General features: G+C 62.8%; 19 protein-coding genes. 13 read left to right on the top strand and 6 right to left on the bottom strand.

From position 1 onward, the window contains the following. Positions 1 to 232: 232 nt before the first annotated feature. From ACNJX9_RS20900 to ACNJX9_RS20875, 6 genes are all read left to right on the top strand, one after another. A complete protein-coding gene (locus ACNJX9_RS20900; protein ID WP_057755681.1) occupies positions 233 to 922 on the top strand; it encodes an outer membrane protein in 690 nt (229 codons plus the stop codon). Positions 923 to 1,199: 277 nt separating this feature from the next. Continuing rightward, the gene (uvrA, locus tag ACNJX9_RS20895; protein WP_057755683.1) at positions 1,200 to 4,175 is read left to right on the top strand and encodes an excinuclease ABC subunit UvrA; all 2,976 of its coding nucleotides are present in this window, start codon (positions 1,200 to 1,202) and stop codon (positions 4,173 to 4,175) included. Positions 4,176 to 4,254: 79 nt separating this feature from the next. Next, positions 4,255 to 4,818, top strand: coding sequence for a DinB family protein (locus ACNJX9_RS20890; protein WP_439404010.1), 564 nt, complete (start codon positions 4,255 to 4,257; stop codon positions 4,816 to 4,818). A 126-nt stretch (positions 4,819 to 4,944) separates the two neighbouring features. Next, positions 4,945 to 5,532: a YcxB family protein gene (locus tag ACNJX9_RS20885; protein WP_439404009.1), complete on the top strand. Its 588-nt coding sequence runs from the start codon at positions 4,945 to 4,947 to the stop codon at positions 5,530 to 5,532. A 12-nt stretch (positions 5,533 to 5,544) separates the two neighbouring features. Beyond that, complete coding sequence (locus ACNJX9_RS20880) at positions 5,545 to 6,195, top strand: HAD-IA family hydrolase (protein WP_439404008.1); 651 nt, start codon at positions 5,545 to 5,547, stop codon at positions 6,193 to 6,195. Positions 6,196 to 6,638: 443 nt separating this feature from the next. Continuing rightward, positions 6,639 to 8,708 (top strand): DUF1217 domain-containing protein, encoded by a 2,070-nt coding sequence (locus ACNJX9_RS20875; RefSeq protein WP_439404007.1) that lies wholly within the window; start codon positions 6,639 to 6,641, stop codon positions 8,706 to 8,708. 195 nt (positions 8,709 to 8,903) lie between these two features. Here ACNJX9_RS20875 and ACNJX9_RS20870 read toward each other — a convergent pair whose 3' ends face one another. From ACNJX9_RS20870 to ACNJX9_RS20860, 3 genes are all read right to left on the bottom strand, one after another. Continuing rightward, positions 8,904 to 9,764, bottom strand: a complete 861-nt coding sequence (locus ACNJX9_RS20870) for a PCC domain-containing protein (RefSeq protein ID WP_439404006.1) — start codon at positions 9,762 to 9,764, stop codon at positions 8,904 to 8,906. Positions 9,765 to 9,773: 9 nt separating this feature from the next. Then, complete coding sequence (locus ACNJX9_RS20865) at positions 9,774 to 11,381, bottom strand: acyl-CoA synthetase (protein ID WP_439404005.1); 1,608 nt, start codon at positions 11,379 to 11,381, stop codon at positions 9,774 to 9,776. Between the two features lie 105 nt (positions 11,382 to 11,486). Next, the gene (locus ACNJX9_RS20860; RefSeq protein ID WP_439404004.1) at positions 11,487 to 11,984 is read right to left on the bottom strand and encodes a hypothetical protein; all 498 of its coding nucleotides are present in this window, start codon (positions 11,982 to 11,984) and stop codon (positions 11,487 to 11,489) included. Positions 11,985 to 12,077: 93 nt separating this feature from the next. Here ACNJX9_RS20860 and ACNJX9_RS20855 point away from each other — a divergent pair, with 93 nt between their 5' ends. Together ACNJX9_RS20855 and ACNJX9_RS20850 are read left to right on the top strand one after the other, a co-directional pair. Beyond that, complete coding sequence (locus ACNJX9_RS20855) at positions 12,078 to 12,383, top strand: hypothetical protein (RefSeq protein ID WP_057755713.1); 306 nt, start codon at positions 12,078 to 12,080, stop codon at positions 12,381 to 12,383. A gap of 138 nt (positions 12,384 to 12,521) precedes the next feature. Beyond that, the gene (locus ACNJX9_RS20850) at positions 12,522 to 12,797 is read left to right on the top strand and encodes a GNAT family N-acetyltransferase (RefSeq protein WP_439404003.1); all 276 of its coding nucleotides are present in this window, start codon (positions 12,522 to 12,524) and stop codon (positions 12,795 to 12,797) included. 13 nt (positions 12,798 to 12,810) lie between these two features. On the opposite strand, the gene ACNJX9_RS20845 is transcribed toward ACNJX9_RS20850, so the two are convergent. Beyond that, positions 12,811 to 13,746 (bottom strand): tetratricopeptide repeat protein, encoded by a 936-nt coding sequence (locus ACNJX9_RS20845; protein WP_439404002.1) that lies wholly within the window; start codon positions 13,744 to 13,746, stop codon positions 12,811 to 12,813. A gap of 103 nt (positions 13,747 to 13,849) precedes the next feature. Here ACNJX9_RS20845 and ACNJX9_RS20840 point away from each other — a divergent pair, with 103 nt between their 5' ends. After that, complete coding sequence (locus tag ACNJX9_RS20840) at positions 13,850 to 14,125, top strand: GNAT family N-acetyltransferase (RefSeq protein ID WP_439404001.1); 276 nt, start codon at positions 13,850 to 13,852, stop codon at positions 14,123 to 14,125. 65 nt (positions 14,126 to 14,190) lie between these two features. Here ACNJX9_RS20840 and ACNJX9_RS20835 read toward each other — a convergent pair whose 3' ends face one another. After that, on the bottom strand, positions 14,191 to 14,604 hold the full coding sequence (locus ACNJX9_RS20835; protein WP_439404000.1) for a DUF3597 domain-containing protein: 414 nt from the start codon (positions 14,602 to 14,604) through the stop codon (positions 14,191 to 14,193). A 333-nt stretch (positions 14,605 to 14,937) separates the two neighbouring features. Here ACNJX9_RS20835 and ACNJX9_RS20830 point away from each other — a divergent pair, with 333 nt between their 5' ends. Both ACNJX9_RS20830 and ACNJX9_RS20825 read left to right on the top strand, forming a co-directional pair. Then, positions 14,938 to 15,840, top strand: a complete 903-nt coding sequence (locus tag ACNJX9_RS20830) for a DUF2189 domain-containing protein (RefSeq protein ID WP_057755721.1) — start codon at positions 14,938 to 14,940, stop codon at positions 15,838 to 15,840. A gap of 140 nt (positions 15,841 to 15,980) precedes the next feature. Further along, positions 15,981 to 16,805, top strand: coding sequence for a lytic murein transglycosylase (locus tag ACNJX9_RS20825; RefSeq protein WP_057755736.1), 825 nt, complete (start codon positions 15,981 to 15,983; stop codon positions 16,803 to 16,805). A 90-nt stretch (positions 16,806 to 16,895) separates the two neighbouring features. Here the strand turns inward: ACNJX9_RS20825 and ACNJX9_RS20820 are convergent, their stop codons facing one another. Beyond that, the gene (locus ACNJX9_RS20820; RefSeq protein WP_057755743.1) at positions 16,896 to 17,222 is read right to left on the bottom strand and encodes a hypothetical protein; all 327 of its coding nucleotides are present in this window, start codon (positions 17,220 to 17,222) and stop codon (positions 16,896 to 16,898) included. Between the two features lie 634 nt (positions 17,223 to 17,856). Here ACNJX9_RS20820 and ACNJX9_RS20815 point away from each other — a divergent pair. Together ACNJX9_RS20815 and trmFO are read left to right on the top strand one after the other, a co-directional pair. Then, a complete protein-coding gene (locus ACNJX9_RS20815) occupies positions 17,857 to 18,009 on the top strand; it encodes a DUF1127 domain-containing protein (RefSeq protein WP_007590701.1) in 153 nt (50 codons plus the stop codon). Positions 18,010 to 18,135: 126 nt separating this feature from the next. Further along, positions 18,136 to 19,563, top strand: a complete 1,428-nt coding sequence (trmFO, locus tag ACNJX9_RS20810; protein ID WP_439403999.1) for a methylenetetrahydrofolate--tRNA-(uracil(54)-C(5))-methyltransferase (FADH(2)-oxidizing) TrmFO — start codon at positions 18,136 to 18,138, stop codon at positions 19,561 to 19,563. Positions 19,564 to 19,567 lie beyond the last annotated feature (4 nt).

Here is a 19,567-nt window from a genome sequence, read left to right as displayed (position 1 = left end):
ACCTGAAATCGTTTGAGAACAAAGGCCGGCCTCGCGCCGGCCTTTCGCTTTTCTGTTTCCTGACGGGAACCATGGGTCAGCCAGTCTTACATTTTGTATTTGTTGTGGCTTTTGAGAGACGCAACTTGCAGCTTTGGTGGTGTAAGCACGGCACCAGTTGGACCACAGCGTCCGATGCCCTTCCGATCTTGCGGAAGGCAACAACAGAAACTGGGACTGGGATAAGTTGAAAATGAAGAAGGTTTTGTTGGCTTCGGCCGCTCTGATCGCCCTCACCGGCGCCGCTTCGGCTGCCGATCTGGCGGCGCGCCCCTACACCAAGGCTCCTGTGGCCGTGGCCTCGGTCTACGACTGGACCGGCTTCTATCTCGGTATCGTCGGTGGCGGCGCCTGGGAAGCTGCTTCTGGCGACCCGAAGATGAAGGGTGGCTTCGTCGGCGGGACCGCCGGCTACAATTGGCAGACCGGCAACGTCGTGTTCGGTGTCGAGGCCGATGGCGCCTGGGCTGACGTCAGCGCTACGGCCACGGGTACGGTTTTCGTTCCCGGCGTCGGTGGCGTTCCGGCCTCGCTGACCTCGAAGACTGACGCGCTGGGCACCGTTCGCGGCCGCATCGGCTATGCCGTCAACAACGTTCTGTTCTACGGCACCGGCGGTTACGCTTGGATCGACAACAAGCTCACCGCCACCTTGGGTGCTGCGTCGGTCTCCGACAGCAAGTTCCACTCGGGCTGGACCGTCGGCGCAGGCGTCGAAGCGTTCTTCGCGCCGCAGTGGTCGGTCAAGGGCGAGTACCTCTATCGCAGCCTCGGCGGCGAGACCTACTTCTCGGGCGCCCTGCCGACCGGTACGCTCAACCTGCACACCGTGCAGGTCGGCGTGAACTATCACTTCGGCGGCCCGGTGGTCGCGAAGTACTGATCTTCGCAACCGACGTCACATCGTCACGAAAGGCCGGCCTCGCGCCGGCCTTTTTGTTGTTCCAGGCCATTGCCATCAGCTGCTGCCAAGTAGCTGCTGCCAAGTCCCGCCAGTGCGCCAACAATCCGTTGACGATTCGCAAGTCCCACTGGAAATCCGTCTTCGTTCTTCCTACGTTCGCTCAGAACCCCATTGGCGCCGATCCCGGTTCCGGGCGAAGCGCGCCTTAAACATTGGCGCGATCGCGTAGCTTTGGGATTCCTCGAGGGCAAACCGGATGGATGAAGTGATCAAGGCGAAGCGCCAACAACAGAACGCGGGCTCCAGCCTGCGCGCAATTACGATTCGTGGCGCGCGCGAGCACAACCTCAAGAACATCGACGTCGAGATTCCCCGCGACAAGCTCGTGGTATTCACCGGCCTCTCCGGCTCCGGCAAATCCTCGCTCGCCTTCGACACCATCTACGCGGAGGGCCAGCGCCGCTACGTCGAATCGCTCTCGGCCTATGCCCGCCAGTTCCTGGAGATGATGCAGAAGCCCGACGTCGACCAGATCGACGGCCTGTCGCCGGCGATCTCGATCGAGCAAAAGACGACGTCGAAGAATCCGCGCTCCACTGTCGGCACCGTCACCGAGATCTACGACTACATGCGCCTGCTCTGGGCGCGCGTCGGCGTGCCCTATTCGCCGGCCACCGGTCTGCCGATCGAGAGCCAGACCGTCTCGCAAATGGTCGACCGCGTGCTGGCGCTGCCTGAGGGCACTCGCCTTTATCTGCTGGCCCCCGTCGTGCGCGGCCGCAAGGGCGAGTACCGCAAGGAGCTCGCCGAATGGCTCAAGAAGGGCTTTCAGCGCGTCAAGATCGACGGCAGCTTCTATGAGCTCGCGGAAGCGCCTGTTCTGGACAAGAAATTCCCGCATGACATCGACGTCGTGGTCGACCGCATCGTCGTCCGCGCCGATATCGGCCAGCGCCTTGCTGAAAGCTTCGAGACGGCGCTGAAGCTCGCCGAGGGCCTCGCCGTCGTCGAGTTCGCCGACGCGCCGGCCACCGCGCCGGTCGAAGAGAAAAAGAAGACGGCCAAGATCCACGACAAGAGCGGGCCCGAGCGCATCCTGTTCTCGGAAAAATTCGCCTGCCCGGTCTCCGGCTTCACCATCCCCGAGATCGAGCCGCGCCTGTTCTCGTTCAACAATCCCTATGGCGCCTGCCCGGCCTGCGGCGGCCTCGGCGTCGAGCAGCATGTCGACGAGGACCTGGTCATCCCCGACAAGGAGCTCGCCATCGGCAAGGGCGCGATCGCGCCCTGGGCCAAATCGTCGTCGCCCTATTACGTGCAGACGCTGACCGCGCTCGGCAAGCACTACAAGTTCACGCTCACCACAAAATGGAAGGATCTGCCGAAGAAAACGCAGAACGCCATCCTGCATGGCTCCGGCGAGGACGAGATCAAGTTCTCTTACGAGGACGGGGTGCGCTCCTACGACACCAAGAAGCCGTTCGAAGGCGTCATCACCAACATCAACCGCCGCTACCGCGAAACCGAGAGCGAGTGGGCGCGCGAGGAACTGGCCAAGTATTTCCACGACGTGCCCTGCGGCGCCTGCAATGGCTTCCGGCTGAAGCCCGAGGCGCTCTGCGTCAAGGTCGGCGGCAAGCATATCGGCGAGATCTCGGAGCTGTCGGTGAAGGGCGCCGGCGCCTGGTTCGAGACCGTGCCTGATGCGCTGAACGCGCAGCAGAACGAGATCGCCGGGCGCATCCTGAAGGAAATCCGCGAGCGCCTGACCTTCCTGCTCGATGTCGGCCTCAACTACCTCACCCTCTCCCGCTCTTCCGGCACGCTGTCCGGCGGCGAGAGCCAGCGCATTCGCCTCGCCTCGCAGATCGGCTCGGGCCTGACGGGCGTGCTCTACGTGCTGGACGAGCCGTCGATCGGCCTGCACCAGCGCGACAACGCGCGCCTGCTCGACACGCTCAAGCGGCTTCGCGACCTCGGCAATACCGTGGTCGTGGTCGAGCATGACGAGGACGCCATTCGCCTCGCCGACTACGTGCTCGACATCGGCCCCGGCGCCGGCATGCATGGTGGCAACATCGTCGCCGAAGGCACGCCCGAACAGATCATGCGCAACCCGAAATCGCTGACGGGCAAGTACCTGACCGGCGAACTCGAGGTCGAGGTGCCGGAACGGCGCCCGCCGAACCATCGCCGCACCATCAAGGTGGTGAACGCGCGCGGCAACAATCTCAAGAACGTCACGGCGGAGATTCCGCTCGGCCTGTTCACCGCCGTGACAGGCGTCTCCGGCGGCGGCAAGTCGACGCTTCTCATCGATACGCTCTACAAGGCGATCGCGCGCAAGCTCAACAACGCCAGCGAAGGCGCCGCCCCGCACGACCGCATCGAGGGCCTCGAGCATATCGACAAGATCATCGACATCGACCAGTCGCCGATCGGCCGCACCCCGCGCTCGAACCCGGCGACCTATACCGGCGCCTTCACGCCGATCCGGGAATGGTTTGCTGGGCTCCCGGAAGCCAAGGCCCGCGGCTACGAGCCCGGCCGCTTCTCCTTCAACGTCAAGGGCGGCCGCTGCGAGGCCTGCCAGGGCGACGGCGTCATCAAGATCGAGATGCACTTCCTGCCCGACGTCTACGTCACCTGCGACGTCTGCAAGGGCAAGCGCTACAACCGCGAGACGCTGGAGGTGCTGTTCAAGGGCAAGTCCATCGCCGACGTGCTCGACATGACCGTCGAGGAAGCCGCCGAGTTCTTCAAGGCGGTGCCGCGCGTGCGCGAGACTTTCCAGACGCTGCACCGCGTCGGCCTCGACTACATCCATGTCGGCCAGCAGGCGACGACTCTTTCAGGCGGCGAAGCCCAGCGCGTCAAGCTGGCAAAAGAACTGTCAAAGCGCGCCACCGGCCGCACGCTCTACATCCTGGACGAGCCGACCACCGGCCTGCACTTCCACGACGTCAAGAAGCTCTTGGAGGTGCTGCACGAGCTGGTCGCGCAAGGAAACACCGTCGTGGTCATCGAGCACAATCTCGAAGTCATCAAGACGGCAGACTGGGTCATCGACCTCGGCCCCGAAGGCGGCGACGGCGGCGGCGAGATCGTCGCCTGGGGCCCGCCGGAAGACATCGTGAAAGCGCAACGCAGCTACACCGGCAAGTTCCTGGAGCCGGTGCTGAAGAAGGCGCGCAAGCCGAAGCGAAGGAGCACGAGCGAGGCGGCGGAGTAAATGTTGGAGCCGTAGGGCGGATCAGCGAAGCGTAATCCGCCGCTGCTCTTCTTCTGAGAAGCGAGATCCGGGAAGCCGCATGTCCGCTGGCCTCGTTCAAACCTATCGCGCCTTCGCCCACAACAATGCCTGGGCGAACCATCGCCTGCTCACCGCCTGCGCCGGTCTCAGCCAGGCCGAGTTCGAAGCCCCGCGAACCGGTTTCTTCCCGAGCATTCAACGCACGCTGAACCACATCTACGTCATCGATCTCTTCTACATCGATGCGCTGGAGGGCGGCTGGCTCGGACCACGCGCCTGGACAAACGAGGTGCCGTACCCCTCGCTTGCCGAACTGAAGCCTGCCCAGGCCGCCATGGACCGGCGCTTGATCGCCATCTGCGATGCGCTGACTCCAGAGCTTCTCGACGGCATTGTCCGGATCAACCGCGACACGCGCGTCCAGACCGAACGCCGTGACCGGCTGCTGATGCATCTGTTCCAGCATCAAATCCACCATCGCGGGCAGGCGCACGCCATGCTGTCGGCAACGTCAGTCGCGCCGCCACAGCTCGATGAATTCTTCACAGAAGGGGAGGCCCCGCTGCGGGCAGCCGAGTTCGCCGAACTCGGCTGGAGCGAGCAGACGGTTTGGAAGTCCTAGGGCCCTAATCTCTCACCATGTTCTGAGCATCGTCCGTGCCACAATACTTAGTTCGTCCATCAGCAACCTCTGGTTAGTTGCTGATCCTTGCTGTACTGCTCTGATTTCGCCGTCGGGAGATCAGATTTGAGCAACGCAACTGAAGCAAGCGGCTTTCATTTCGAATTTCAAGTCACCAGAGCCGAAGACCGCGCTTTTGCAAATCTTACTGGTAAGCAGCTCGGGGCTCTCATTGACAAGCGCATCAGCGCTGGTGCGCCACTCGTCGCGATCTTCCTGATCATCGTTTGGGCCTGCACAGCCGTGGATCGAGGTCGGACGACGTCGGGCGCGGCATTCGGATCGTTACTATGGTTCATGCTGGGGTATTTCTTCGCATTCTTCGTGATGGGCTGGTGCAATCGCCGACTGTTCGACAAATTGTTCGAGATGCGTGGAGGCGCGCAGAAGACGTGGCAAGTTATTTTTGATGATGTCTCGATAATCGTTAGGACTCCGGGTATCGAAAGCCGGGTGCTCTGGAATGCGATTGCAGCGGTGAAGGATACTGATACGCTGGTCGCGCTCTGGTACGACGCACGGATTGGCTTTTTTATTCCAGCCAGGGTTTTCGCTGACTCGGCCTCGCGTATTGCATTTGCAGAGTGGGCCAATGAGCACGTGCGACGCGCCGCTTCCTCGGCCAAATCATCCGCAAGCCCGGCTAGCAGCTAGTAGCCTCCCTTCATGCCCTACGCCCTCGCCATCTTCGACCTCGACGGCACGCTGGTCGACAGCTTCCCCTGGTTCCTGCGCACCATCAATGACGTCGCCGACCGCTTCGGCTTTCGCCGCGTGCGGGATGAGGATATCGAGGAGCTCAGGCATGCATCGACGCGGGAGATCCTCTCCCGGCTCGAAGTGCCCGTGTGGAAGCTGCCCGCGATCGCGCGCTATGCCCGGCGGCTGAAGGGGGAAGCGGCCGCAGAGATTCCGCTGTTTGCCGGCACTGATGCGATGCTGCGGACGCTCGCGGAGAACGGCGTGCAGCTTGCGCTGGTGACGTCGGACAGCGAGGTCAACGCGCGGCAAAAGCTCGGTGCGTCGGCCGCGCTCTTCCAGCATTTCGACTGCGCCGCGTCGTTGTTCGGCAAGGCCGCGAAATTCCGCCGTGTGATCCGGCGCGCGGGAGCCGTTCCGAAAAACGTCATTTCCATCGGCGACGAGGTCCGCGACATCGAGGCTGCGCGCGCGGTGGGTGTTGCCTGCGGCGCGGTCAGTTGGGGCTATGCCGCATCGTCCGCGTTACAGGCGCTTTCGCCCGACTACATGTTCGCACAGATGGATGAGATCGCGGCCGCCTTATGCGGGAACGCAGGGTGGATTAGCGAAGCGTAATCCACCTCTGTTGGCATCCGCAGCCAAAGGCGGTGGATTACGCTTCGCTAATCCGCCCTACGCATTACGCTCTCCCACCATCCGTGGCGTTGCCCGACGGGCAAAACACGCCACCGCTCGGTCAATGCTTGCCGTGCAAATAATTCGCTTTACCACCGCAAAGCTCGGGCACGACGTGCCGCGAGACGGCGAAGACATGCGCGATGGCAATACCAAGGGATGAGCTTACGCGCGCTTGCTTGCGGGAGGCTTGCGGAAGCGCTCTGACGATGCGGCCCTTCGACGCAAGAAATACCTAAAATTGTCGTCCAGAATCGCAGTAATGAATCGAAACAATGTTTCTGCGTGCTGGCATGAGGCCAGTCCCTGCCTCGCGACCCGGCAATAACTGACGGACGTCCAGGCCTCCTCGACAAGACCCGCCGAGCCGTCAGGAATTGCCCATGGTGTCCACCTATTCCAGCTACAGCTATATCGCGTGCAATCTCACGCAGTCCCTCACGCGGGTGGCGCAGCAGTCGGACGTCTCGCGCGAAGCTGCCTACTACAAAGCCAATATCGGCAAGGCGCACAGCGTCGACGATCTGATGAAGGACTATCGCCTCTATCACTACGTCACGAAAGCCTATGGCCTGGAAGACATGGCCTACGCCAAGGCCTTCATGAAGAAGGTGCTACAGAGCGATCTCTCGGACCCCAGGAGCTTCGCCAACACGCTGATCGACAAGCGTTACCGGGAATTCGCCGCGGCATTCTCCTTCGGCGGCGGCACAACGAAAGTCGCGCAATCGGAAAGCCAGACCGACGACATGATCGGGCTGTACACCGCAGCCATGAAGAGCAACGTCGATGCAATTGCCGCCGACGCGAAATACTACAATGCCAAAATTGGCACCGTGACCAGCGTCGACGAGCTTCTGAACGACGATCGTCTCCGCAACTATGTCGCCTCGGCGTTCGGCATCGACCAGAGCAAATGGTCGCGCGACGCGATCAAGCAGGTCCTGACCAGCGACCCGTCAGATCCGAACAGCTACGTCAATGTCAACTTCTCGTCCAAGCTGGATGGCCTGAACGCGCAGCTTGCCCAGGCCAAATCGAATGCAACGGACGCCAGCACGAAGATCGCTGACTACACGACGCAACTGTCGCAGCCCGGCGCCGACGTCAATCAATTGAAGATCCAGATCCTGGTCGAAAGATATCGCCTGCAGTCGGCCGTGAGCAGCATATCTAGCACCAACGACGCGATCGCGACGACCAGGGGGTTCATGGATCTCGCCGCCGCGTTCGATTTTTCAGCCGACGGCTCGCTTCCACCGGGGACGCCGGCACAGACCGCTGCAAACCTTGCCAGCACCAACAAGAGATTCGACGACAGCAAGTCGGCGGTCTATGCGGCGGCCAGCCCGCTACAGGAAGCTGTGCTGATCGGGCAATTCAGAAAAGCCATCCCGAGCGTGACTTCACTTCAGGCGCTGGTCTCCATACCGGGCGCGTATGGTTTTGCGTTGGCTGCCGTCGGCCTCGATCCCGCACAAGTGCCGCAATCGATCGTGAAGGCTGTCCTCGAAAGCGACCTCAGCGATCCCACCAGCTATGTCTATACGCTCAATGACGATCGCTACCTCAAGCTCGCGCGTGCCTTCAATTTCGACGCCAAAGGCAATCTGACGACGCCGCTGGCGGCCCAGGATCCAGCCGAAATCCTCGATATCGCGAAGAACTACGTCATTGCGAAATTGAAATTTGCAAGCCCGCAGGCCCAGCCGAAGATCAAGGCGCAGGCACAGAAAGACGCATCCAGCTATCAGCAGGCGATCGGCGGCATCAAGAGCGTTGCCGATCTGCTCGCGAACAGGAAGCTGGTCGACTTCATCCTGGTCGCCAAGGGTTTGGACCCCGCAAAGGTGAGCACCACCTATCTGAAGAAAATCTTGGCTTCCGATCTGAATGACCCCAAGAGCTTCGCAAACACGGAAATCGATGCTCGCTTTGCCGAGATCGCAGCATCGTTCAATTTCGACAAGGACGGCAACGTCGCGCGCCTTGCGATGGAGGGTCCGCAAAAGCGCGATCAATTCCTGGCAACGCAGAAGAACTATCTCGAGCAAAGCCTGGAGCAGCAGCAGGGCGATGCCAATCCGGGCGTGCGCCTCGCACTGTACTTCCAGCGCATGGCGGGACACATCACATCCGCCTACGACATTCTCGCCGACAAGGCGCTCTCGGAGGTGTTCCGGACCACCTTCGACTTGCCCGATCAGATGGCCTCGATGCAGATCGATCAGCAGGCCAAGATCGTGGAGAAGTACCTCAATCTCAAAGACCTCGGAGATCCCACGAAAGTTGCAAAACTGCTCAGCCGCTTCTCGGCCATGTACGACGCGAAGAACGCCAGCCAAACCTATTCGCCGGTGCTCGACCTCTTCCAGGGATCGAGCCCGGGGGCGTCAGGCATCAGTGAATCGACATATCTCGCCATGGCGAAGATGCGCGCCAACCCGTGGTGATCATGGATGCATCCGCGATCTCAGACGCTGCTTGAAGAACCAAGCAGGCAACTACAAGCCGTCATTGCGAGCGTAGCGAAGCAATCCAGCCTGTTTCCGCTGAGGATTCTGGATTGCTTCGCTGCGCTCGCAATGACGGCGGAGAGAGAGGGTCGACTAGGCCGCGGCGCCTCCGGCAGCATGACGCTGCCGCGGCTAGTCCAGCACTTCGAGCACCAGCTCCATGGTCATCAGCACGGGATTGTCGCCACGAACCAGACGCCCCTCGGCGATGCCGCCGGTGTAGTCGATCAGGGCGACGTCGAGCGCGGCTTCCAGCGCGCCGGACGCGCCAGGCGCGATCGTCCCGTCTGTGATCGCGAGCTCCGTGGCAAACGGCTCGGTCACACCGCCATGGGTAAAGCGCGCGCCGACGGTCGAACCGACGCCGCCGTGGATTTTGGCGCGCGCGATGCCGTGTGCGCGGCAGAAGGCTTCGAGACAGAAAGCAAAATCCTGGTTGGGGCGCAGCCGCGCGGCAAAGGCGCGGGTGGTCGCCCGCGCACCTGTGCTTGCGGCTGCGACCGGCCCGAACAGCTTGAAATTGGTCTCGGGGTCTGGCTCGACGATGAACATTGCGCCATCCACGCCGAAGGCCTGCACCTCGAACGGCTCGGCGATGACAGTCCCATCCGGCAGCATGTGGCCGCCGCTCGCCTTGCCATCCGCCTCGGTCCAGAGCCCGTGGCAGTGAAAGAACGGCGCCCCGTCGCGCGATCCCAACGTCATGCTGCCGAGCTTGGTCCGTGTCACGCCCGCGGGCCGATAGGTATCGCTGTAGAACGCAGCATTCTCGCCCGTCTTCGACAGCGCCGGCATGACATAGCCGAACGGTCCGAGTGCGCCGGAGCCGAAATTCAGCACGCCGCCGGCAAATCCTTCGGCAGCAAAACCGCGGCGCGCGGCTTCGAGCAGCGGCAGGCCCGCCTCAAGCCTGAACGAGAAGGCGCGTCCCCTCGCCTCCACCCATTGGATACGTTCAGTGACGGGCACACCCGGCTGCTTGATGCTCCGCATGATCAGCGCTCAGCCCGTCTTCGTCGTGTCGAGATCGAGCAGCCCGCGTGCCTCGAGCTCATTGCGCACCATGCGTTTCGGCACCTTGCCATAGCCGGATTTCGGCAGCGCCTCCCAGAAGAAGAAGCGCTTCGGCATCTTGTAGCGCGGCAGCTTCGGCGACAGGAACGCGGCCATCTCGGCCTCGCTGACCGGCTTCGCACCCTCGCGCGCAACGCAGACGGCGACACCGACCTCACCCCAGGTCGCATCGGGCACACCGAGGACAGCGACCTCGCCGACCGCGGGATGCGTCAGGATCTTTTCCTCGATCTCGCGCGGATAGATGTTGGAGCCGCCGGAGATGTACATGTCCGACGCTCGTCCGGTGATATAGACGAAGCCCTCCTCGTCCATGTGGCCGAGATCGCCGGTACGGAACCAGCCGTTGCGGAACGCCTTCGCATTGGCTTCGGGATTGTCGTAATAGCCTGCGAGCACCGCAGGCCCGATCACGCAGATCTCGCCACTCTGGTTCGCGCCGAGCTCGCGGCCCTCGTCGTCCTGGATCGAGACCTGCATGCCGGTGCGCTCGAAGCCGCAGGTGCCGATCTTCGCATGCGGGCCGTCCTCGGGATCGTGCAACGCCGCCGGCAGCACCGTGATGTTGCCGGTAACCTCGCCGAGGCCGAAATACTGCACGATGACCTTGCCGAGCTTTTTGAGCGCGGCCTTCTGGTCCTCGCGATACATCGGTGCGCCGGCATAGATCACGTGGCGCAGCGAGGAATGATCGTATTTGTCGGCGGCGGGATGCTCGACCATCATCTTCAAAATCGTCGGCACCGTGAACAGATTGGCGATGCGGTGCTTTTCGATCAGGCGGAACGCCTCGTCGATGTCGAATTTCTCGGTCGGCAACAGCACCGTGCAGACGCCGCGCGCGGTCTGCACCAGCTGATGCACGCCGGCGCCATGCGACAGCGGCGCCACCACCAGCGACGCATCGGCTTCCGTCACGCCGGGAGTGAGATCAGCGAGATGATTGGTGACGACAAAGCCCATCTGGCCGTGGGTCAGCACCGCGGCCTTGGAGCGACCGGTGGTACCTGAAGTGAAGAAGAACCAGCAGGGATCGTCATGCTCGACCGCGACGTTCTCGACCACGGTGCCGGCCTGCGACGCGATGGCGTCAGCCACGGACCCCTCGCCGAACGAGGCCTTGCCGTCGACGCTCCAGGTGAACTCCAACGCGCCGCCCCTCACCGCCGCGGCATGCCCGGGGAAATCGACATGACACAGGAATGCCTTCGCGCCGGAGGCCTGCGCGAGATAGCCGACCTCATCCGGCATCAGGCGGAAATTGGTGGGCACCCAGACCGCGCCGAGCCGGAACGCGGCGAACATCGAGACAAACATCTCCTCGCCATTCTTGGAATGGACGAGGATGCGATCACCCTTGGCGATGCCACGCGCGGCGAGCGCAGCAGCGAGAGCCGAGACCCGCGCATCGATCTCGCGCCAGGTCCACGATTTGTCTCCCCAGACGAACCCGGGCCGCGATCCATGCCGCCGCGCGTTCTGCGTCAGCATGTAAGCGAGATTCATGACGCGGCGAGACATGCGGAGCGGTTGCATCGGGCTTCCTCTTCGACGGCGAACGGCACGGAGGCCGTCCGCTCATTGCAGCCCATTTATCGCGATCCGCCGCGGTGTAGCAAGGCCGCCGGCCGCGCACCTGCGTTACGGCTTTTTGAACTCGAACGGCGTCGCCGTGATCACCCTTTCCTTGACGCAGGCCTGCGAACCGAAACCGCCGCAATAGCTGCCGTGCAGGTCGAAGCGGACGGTGCGCGCCGCACCTCGCTTCATCGGCGGCGCCACAATGCTATAGCTGCGGACATAGCCGTCGAACACGGCGCGCACGCTGCCGTCGGGTCGCGCCACCAGGATATCCAGCAGGCAACCGCCGGTTCCGCAATAGATGCCCTCGCGTTCGCCGCATCTGGTATCGCGGAAATCGACGATGTAGTCGTCGCGGCCATCGCCGGTCAGGTCGATCTTGCGCACAGTATCGGGCGCGAAGCTCACCGCGCCGCCGCCCTGACTTTCGCATTCCTCATGGGCATAACGCAGCGCCTTCTGCACAGCAGGCGGATAGTCGGATGGGTCAAACGGCTTGGCATCATCGGCGCGCGCCGCGGCCATGAGCATCGTGAGCAGGACGAACAGACATCGCATACGTCTTGGTCGCAGGCGCGGCCCCATCGTTCAGGGAATTTTAAACATGATCAGCGCAACCTCGCTCAGTTCTCGCGTACAGAGTGCCGCACCATGGTCAAAGCGCCTGTCTTCCTCCTGCTGTCGTTGGCGCTTGCCGGATGCGCGGTGGCCCCGCAAGCCCACCTCGCCTCAGATCCCGTATTCCAGCCCGCGCGCTATGCCTGGGACGGCGCAGGCGAGAATCCCAATCAGCAACGCGCCACCGAGCGGGCAACACGCATCGCCGCCAAGCCCGCGCACGACGGAACCGACGCCGACCAGGACGCCAAGGTCAATCGCTCGCTGGTCATCTGCCAGGGCTGTCTCCCCGCAAAACCCCAGCAAGAAGATGCGCGGCTCGCCAAGGCGACGGATTGAACCCAACTGCGACTCCGCCTATTTCGTGCGCGAGGCCGGCAGCTGGAAGATCGACGACATCAAGGGTTCCTCCGACGGCGAGCCCTGGCCGATCCGCAAGATGCTGACGGACTCGCTGAAGAGCTGATTGGAGACGCGATGAGCGACGTGATCAACAACAAAGCCCGTCACCGCTACGAGCTTGAGGTCGAAGTCTATCTCGCGACGGAGCATTACAAGCTCGACGGCAACGTCATCACGTTCGAACATACCGACGTGCCGAAGGAGCTCGGCGGCAAGGGCGTCGGCTCGAGGCTGGTGCAAGGGGCGCTCGACCAGGTCCGCGCTGCCGGGCTGAAGCTAGTCCCGCAATGCCCGTTCGTGAAGGCGTGGATCGAGAAGCATCCGGACTATCAGGACCTGGTGGAGGTCTAGCCGAACCGGGGCGTCACAGCGCCCCAAGCTTCCTCAGCGAGTCCTGCGCTGTCTCCAACCCGGGCTTCAATTCCAGCGCCTTGCGGAAGTCGGCGATCGCTCCCTTGACGTCGCCAAGCCTCATCTTGGCCTGGCCACGATTATTCCAGGAAAATACATCGGCCGGATCATACTGCAGCGCCTTGTCGTAGTCGGCAAGACCGCCCTTGTTGTCGCCGAGATAGAGCCGGATCATGCCGCGATTGCGCCAGCCGCGCGCATCGGTCGGCGCAACGCGGATCGCCTCGCCATAATCGGCGGCCGCGCGGTCGAGTTGCTCGCTGTCTCGGTAGACGTTGCCGCGGTCGATATAGGCGAGCAGATCGGGTGCGAGCTTGATCCGCATGCTGAAGTCGGCCAGCGCATGAGCCGTGTCGTGCTTGCGGGCGTAGACGTAGCCCCGATTGGCGTAGGCTGTGGCATAGTTGGGATTGCGTTTGATCGCAGCGTCGAAATCGGCGATCGCTCCGTCGAGATCGCCCTTGTTGTAGCGGGACTCGCCACGATTGCTGTAGGCCGTCCCCATCGACGGATCGAGCTTGATAGCCTCATCGTACTCGGCGATGGCACGATCATAGTTGTGCTTGAAGCTGTAGACCCGGCCGCGATTGTTATAGGCGCAGGCATAGGTGGGATCCAGGCGCACGGCTTCATCGAGGTCGGACAGCGCCGCATCGAGCTCGCGCTTCTCGGTCAGACCATGACCGCGGTTGCAATAGGCGCCGGCGAGCCTGCGGCCGGTCTCGCCGTTGCTGTCGATCACCGTCGAGCAGGCCTTCACCCGCTCGTCCGGCGTGCTGCTCAACCCCACGCAGGCTTCCCAGGCCGGGCCGCCCTCGGCAGCGGCCGGCACCGTCGCCGTCAAGGCCAGCATGGCGAGCAAGGCCATCAGACTGAGCAGGACACGCATTTTGCAGATATCTCCCCTGCGGCAACCTCCCTTGGTCGCGGCTTGGCAAGGGTGGGTTCAGGTGCCTAGATCAGGGAATGAGCACGCTTCGGAAGGATCAGGCATGGCGGCATCGGTACGCGACAACAAGGTCAGGAGCCGCTTCGAGCTCGATGTCGGCAGCGAGCTCGCCTTCGCCAATTACCGGCTGACGCCGTCGGCAGTCATCATCACCCACACTGAGACGCCGCGTGCCCTGCGCGGCCGCGGCATTGCGTCCGAGTTGATCAAGGGCGCGCTCGAGATCATCCGCCGCGACGGCAAGAAGGTCATCGCGGGCTGCGGCTTCGTCGTCGACTATCTCGAACGGCATCCGGAGGATGCGGATCTGGTGGCCTGAACGAGAAAGAGCCCGCGAGGTCGCGGGCCCTTTTTGGTTGCTTGGCGTCGACCGATGCGCGTCGGTCAGTGCTTGATTTCGGGCGGCAGCTTGCCGCCATTGGCGGCGAGCTTGGACATCACCTGCTTGTGCAGCCAGACGTTCATGCTGGCGGAGTCGTTCATGTCGCCGCTATAGCCGAGCTCCTTGGCGAGATCCTTGCGCGCAGCCAAGCTCGAATCGACGTCGAGTGCCTTCATCAGGTCGACGATCGAGGTGCGCCACTCCAGCTTTTCGCCCTTATGCGCGGCGGCGGCCGCATCGACGATCGCGGCGACGTCCACCGTTTGGGCCGGCGCGGCGGCGGGTGCAGACGCTGGCGCCGATCCGCTCGGCGCGGCTCCTGCAGGCGCGCTGCCCGCGGATGCGCCGCCTGCGGGTGCAGCGGAAGCCGTAGGGCTGCCGAAGATTGCGCCCATGATTTTCCCGAAAATGCTCATGTCTGCTCCCCGAAAAGGATCCCGTTGGAAGGCCCTGAGTGGGCACTTATAGACGATGTTACGCTGGTGCGCCCGCGAAGTTCCGCGAGCCACAAACAGCATGAGCTTATCTGCGGCGAAATGACGACCCGATAACGTCAGCGCGGTTGCACTGCGGCAACGAATCTCACCCAGGCGTGAGGGACAGGACTCGGAAATAGGGGTACGCTTCCCGCTCAGCTCGCGATGCCACCCGGAATTCGCTGCTGGTTGGACTCGCGAAACCCAAAAAAGCGGCCGCTTGCGCCGTAGTCGGCGCCGAGTTCGGCTGCATGGCAAGGGAGCAAGCCGACCATGGCCACACTCTATCAGGGCAATGTCCCCAGGATGGGCCAGACCGCAGACGCGGCTGGACCGGTGATCCGAACCATAGAACTCTCCGACCTGCACGATGCGCTCAAGCGCGGCTGGGAAGACTTCAAGGCAGTCCCAAGCCACGCCATCATCCTCTGCGTGATCTATCCGGTGCTCGGCCTCGTGATCGCGCGCGTCGCGATGGGCTATTCCGTGATACCGCTGTTGTTTCCGCTCGCCGCGGGCTTCGCGCTGATCGGCCCGTTCGCAGCGCTCGGCCTCTACGAGCTCTCCAGCCGGCGCGAACGCTATGAGGAAGCAAGCGCCTGGGATGCCATGGAAGTCCTGCGCTCGCCCTCCTTCGGCGCCATGCTCGGCCTCGGCACCTTGCTGCTCGCACTGTTTGTGACCTGGGTCGCGACTGCGCAGGCGATCTATGTCGCAGCGTTCGGCTATGAAGGCGTCACCGGAATTTCGGACTTCCTGAGGCGGGTGCTGACAACCTCTCAAGGCTGGTGGCTGATCGTGGTGGGCTGCGGCACGGGCTTCCTGTTCGCGCTCGCAGCGCTCTGCATCAGCGCCGTATCATTCCCGCTGATGCTCGACCGCCATGCCGGCGCCCTGGAGGCAATGGTCACCTCGCTGCGCGTCGTCGCCAAGAACCCGGTGCCGATGGCGGCCTGGGGCCTCATCGTGGCGGTGTTGCTCGCGCTCGGCACGATCCCCGCGTTCCTCGGGCTCGCAGTCGTCATTCCCCTGCTCGGCCACGCCACCTGGCATCTCTATCGCAAGGTCATCGTCTCCGAGCCCGGTGCCCGGCCAGTGCCGCCCCCACCACAGCGCCCGCGCAAGCCTGCGGCCGATTTCCCCGCCAATCTCTTCCCGTGGCGGAACAGGGAATAGGACTGAAGCCAGGCGATCTCATCTGAGCGCTCCTGCCCGGGTCACCCCGGCGGGAGCGCTGCATAGGCCTTGCTTTGGCCGCGGTTACATCAGAGATTGCCGCCGCCGGTCGTGCCCCATCACGGAATCAATTACCTCTGATGACCCTGACGATTTCTCGTCTCGCTCTTGCAGCCCTCGCCCTTTCAGCCTCAATCCTGTCCGTCGAACCCGCGCTGGCCGCGGTTGCCTGCGGCTCGGGCAATTTCGACGCCTGGCTTGCGGATTTCAAAGCCGAGGCTGCGGCCAAGGGCATCTCGCAACAGGCCATCACCGCCGGACTTGCCGGTGTCACGCTGGACCAGAGCGTGCTCAACCGCGACAAGTCGCAAAAGGTCTTCACCCAGACCTTTGAGGAGTTTTCCGGCCGCATGGTGCCGCCGCGGATGACGCGCGGCTCCAACATGATGAAGCAATACGGATCGGTGCTGTCGCGGATCGAGCAGGCCTATGGCGTGCCAGGCGAGATCCTGGTCGCGATCTGGGGCCTGGAGACCGATTTCGGCGTCAACACCGGCAAGTTCTCGACCATCCGCTCACTGGCGACACTGGCCTATGATTGTCGCCGTGCCGAGCAGTTTCGCGGCGAGCTGATGGATGCGCTGCGCATCGTTCAGCGTGGCGATCTCACGCCTGCTGAAATGAAGGGCGCCTGGGCCGGCGAGCTTGGCCAAACCCAGTTCATGCCGTCGTCCTGGCTGAAATATGCGGTCGATTTCGACGGGAACGGCAAGCGTGACCTCCTGCACAACGCTCCCGACGTGCTTGCCTCCACGGCCAACTATCTCGCCGGATACGGATGGCAGAAGGGCAAGGACTGGCAGCCGGGCAGTCCGAACTTCGCGGTGCTGCAGCAGTGGAACAAGAGCGAAGTCTACTGCAAGACGGTGGCCTATTTTGCTACCCAGCTCGCGCACGCTCCTTAAGATATCTCGAAAAGATACCTCGAAATCAAAACCCGTAGGGCCGATCGGTAAGGCGACCGGCCCCCTCTTGGATTGCGCCTGCCTACCCGTCTACTTGCCCATGGTGGCTTGCATCGCCTTGTTCAGGTGCATGCCGCACACACCCATCTTGCCGTTGAGCAGCGCGTCCTGGGCCGCCGTGATCTCCTTCTCGGCGACGAACTTGCTATCGCCGTCAGGCATGGCCTCGATCGCGGTCTCAGTCTTTTCCAGATTGGCCCCGCTGCAACCACCCATGCTGTGCTTGGCGGCCTGAGCCGGTGCGACGGCGAATGCAACGGCGGCAATTGCGATAACCCCGAGTAACTTCGTCATGATGTTACTTTCCTTCTCTTTTTCTTGGGACAGACCCGGCGACATTGCCGGAATCCGCAACATGACTTTGCTGCCGACGCGGCAACTTGCCGCAATAAATTCCCCGCGAGAATTGCGTGATGTTGCGCGCGGCGCAGAGCCGCATGCGAAATTTCTGATTTTCATTACAACTTTGTAACAAGGCTCTACACGCTCGACGTGTGCGCTGCACCATCAGGCTGGCGTTCAGCCACGAATTTGGCGCGCGATTACCGCTCCCCTCGAACGGCGAACATGACCGTGGGGCGGCCCGGCCCGCGATCTTGCGCCTGCAACCGCCGTTCGACCGGTACTCAAAATATGATTTTATATTCAGACTTATAAATCAGGAGTGCATGCGAATCATGCATGCCGGACTTGGGCCTACGAGCTGGACCAACACCTTGCTGAGGACGGGAACGTCACTTATTCGCAAGTATGGGAACTGCCAGCCACCGGCTAAATCCGTTATTTTACGGGCGTTTATCAGCTCCGCTTGGGGATTTCGCCCAACCGTTGGGCGGAAGCGCCCAGAGGTTAAGCGTCTCTTACCTAGGCCATGCGCCAAACGCTTAGCTGCATCGCAACATAGGAACTTTCGCACTGCATCACTCTCACCTATATTCATTTCAACGATGACGCCCGGGCAAGGGCTGAATCGAACTACAGGAGACTACCAATGCTGCTCTCGCTCATCCGCATGATCCAGGCTTTCCGGGACTATCAGCGCAATGTTGCCGAGCTGTCCCAGCTCAGCGATCGCGAACTGGCCGATATCGGCCTCGATCGCTCGGACATCCCGCGCGTTGCCGCCGGTCAGTATCAGGGCTGATATCGTTCAGCCCTTCACTGGACGAACCGATAACGCCCGCCTCGAGCGGGCGTTGTCGTTTTCAGCGGCAGAAAACTCGATCTCGGCGATTCCACTGGCCGCCGAAAAGCGCTACCTGTCCGCCCCATGACAGGACCCCTATCCAAACCCGTGCACGTCATCGGTGCCGGCCTCGCCGGTTCCGAAGCCGCCTGGCAGGTCGCGAAAGCCGGCCTGCCCGTGGTGCTGCATGAGATGCGGCCCGATCGCATGACCGAGGCGCACCGCACCGACGGGCTCGCCGAGCTCGTCTGCTCCAATTCGTTCCGCTCGGACGATGCCGCCAACAACGCGGTCGGCCTTCTCCATGCGGAGATGCGCCGCCTTGATTCGCTGATCATGCGCGCAGCCGATGCCAATCAAGTGCCGGCCGGCGGCGCGCTGGCCGTCGACCGCGATGGCTTCTCCGCGGCCGTAACAAAGGCGCTGAACGAGCATCCCCGTGTCGAGATCGCCCGCGGCGAAATTAAAGGCCTGCCGCCGGCGGACTGGAGCAACGTGATCGTTGCGACGGGCCCCCTCACCTCCGCGCCGCTGGCCGATGCCATCCGCGAATTGACTGACGAGAACGCGCTCGCCTTCTTCGACGCCATCGCGCCGATCGTGCACCGCGAATCCATCGACATGTCGGTGGCCTGGTTCCAGTCGCGCTACGACAAGGTCGGTCCCGGCGGCAACGGCGCCGACTACATCAACTGCCCCATGACCAAGGAGCAATATGATGGCTTCGTCGCCGCGCTGATCTCGGGCGAGAAGACCGAGTTCAAGGAGTGGGAGACCAATACGCCCTATTTCGACGGTTGCCTGCCGATCGAGGTGATGGCGGAGCGCGGTCCCGAGACACTGCGCCACGGTCCGATGAAGCCGGTCGGCCTCACCAATCCGCACGATCCCACGACGAAGCCCTACGCGGTCGTGCAACTGCGCCAGGACAACAAGCTCGGCACGCTCTACAACATCGTCGGATTCCAGACGAAGCTGAAATACGGCGAGCAGCAGCGCATCTTCCGCACCATTCCCGGGCTGGAGAAAGCCGAGTTCGCCCGCCTCGGCGGCCTGCATCGCAACACCTTCCTCAACTCGCCAAAACTGCTCGACAGCCAGCTGCGCCTACGCGCGCAGCCGCGACTGCGCTTTGCCGGCCAGATGACGGGCTGCGAAGGTTATGTGGAGTCCGCCAGCGTCGGCCTGATCGCCGGCCTCTATGCGGCAGCCGACGCGCGCGGCGCGCAGCTTGCGAGCCCGCCGGCCACCACGGCGCTCGGGTCGCTTCTCGGCCATATCACTGGCGGTCATATCGAGACCATCGAGCCGGGCACGCGCTCGTTCCAACCGATGAACGTCAATTTCGGCCTGTTCCCGCCACTCGCCAGCCCGCCCACGAAGAAGCCCGACGGCACGCGCCTGCGAGGCAACGAGAAGACCGTGGCCAAGAAGCAGGCCATGAGCGCGTTGGCGCTTGCCGATCTCGATCGCTGGATCGCCGATCATTTGCGCATTGCCGCAGCCGCGTGAGTTT

This window comes from Bradyrhizobium sp. BLXBL-03, from assembly GCF_051853015.1.
In the GTDB taxonomy this organism is placed as follows: domain Bacteria; phylum Pseudomonadota; class Alphaproteobacteria; order Rhizobiales; family Xanthobacteraceae; genus Bradyrhizobium; species Bradyrhizobium manausense.
The sequence above is the reverse complement of the archived record's forward strand: the minus strand, read 5'-3'. Positions and strand labels throughout refer to the sequence as shown.

Bases quoted from the DNA above. Each gene is read 5' to 3' on its own strand.
- ACNJX9_RS20900 (WP_057755681.1), top strand. From the start codon at position 233: ATGAAGAAGGTTTTGTTGGCTTCGGCCGCTCTGATCGCCCTCACCGGC.
- uvrA (WP_057755683.1), top strand. From the start codon at position 1,200: ATGGATGAAGTGATCAAGGCGAAGCGCCAACAACAGAACGCGGGCTCC.
- ACNJX9_RS20890 (WP_439404010.1), top strand. From the start codon at position 4,255: ATGTCCGCTGGCCTCGTTCAAACCTATCGCGCCTTCGCCCACAACAAT.
- ACNJX9_RS20880 (WP_439404008.1), top strand. From the start codon at position 5,545: ATGCCCTACGCCCTCGCCATCTTCGACCTCGACGGCACGCTGGTCGAC.
- ACNJX9_RS20875 (WP_439404007.1), top strand. From the start codon at position 6,639: ATGGTGTCCACCTATTCCAGCTACAGCTATATCGCGTGCAATCTCACG.
- ACNJX9_RS20870 (WP_439404006.1), bottom strand. From the start codon at position 9,764: ATGCGGAGCATCAAGCAGCCGGGTGTGCCCGTCACTGAACGTATCCAA.
- ACNJX9_RS20865 (WP_439404005.1), bottom strand. From the start codon at position 11,381: ATGCAACCGCTCCGCATGTCTCGCCGCGTCATGAATCTCGCTTACATG.
- ACNJX9_RS20860 (WP_439404004.1), bottom strand. From the start codon at position 11,984: ATGCGATGTCTGTTCGTCCTGCTCACGATGCTCATGGCCGCGGCGCGC.
- ACNJX9_RS20855 (WP_057755713.1), top strand. From the start codon at position 12,078: ATGGTCAAAGCGCCTGTCTTCCTCCTGCTGTCGTTGGCGCTTGCCGGA.
- ACNJX9_RS20850 (WP_439404003.1), top strand. From the start codon at position 12,522: ATGAGCGACGTGATCAACAACAAAGCCCGTCACCGCTACGAGCTTGAG.
- ACNJX9_RS20845 (WP_439404002.1), bottom strand. From the start codon at position 13,746: ATGCGTGTCCTGCTCAGTCTGATGGCCTTGCTCGCCATGCTGGCCTTG.
- ACNJX9_RS20840 (WP_439404001.1), top strand. From the start codon at position 13,850: ATGGCGGCATCGGTACGCGACAACAAGGTCAGGAGCCGCTTCGAGCTC.
- ACNJX9_RS20835 (WP_439404000.1), bottom strand. From the start codon at position 14,604: ATGAGCATTTTCGGGAAAATCATGGGCGCAATCTTCGGCAGCCCTACG.
- ACNJX9_RS20830 (WP_057755721.1), top strand. From the start codon at position 14,938: ATGGCCACACTCTATCAGGGCAATGTCCCCAGGATGGGCCAGACCGCA.
- ACNJX9_RS20825 (WP_057755736.1), top strand. From the start codon at position 15,981: ATGACCCTGACGATTTCTCGTCTCGCTCTTGCAGCCCTCGCCCTTTCA.
- ACNJX9_RS20820 (WP_057755743.1), bottom strand. From the start codon at position 17,222: ATGTTGCGGATTCCGGCAATGTCGCCGGGTCTGTCCCAAGAAAAAGAG.
- ACNJX9_RS20815 (WP_007590701.1), top strand. From the start codon at position 17,857: ATGCTGCTCTCGCTCATCCGCATGATCCAGGCTTTCCGGGACTATCAG.
- trmFO (WP_439403999.1), top strand. From the start codon at position 18,136: ATGACAGGACCCCTATCCAAACCCGTGCACGTCATCGGTGCCGGCCTC.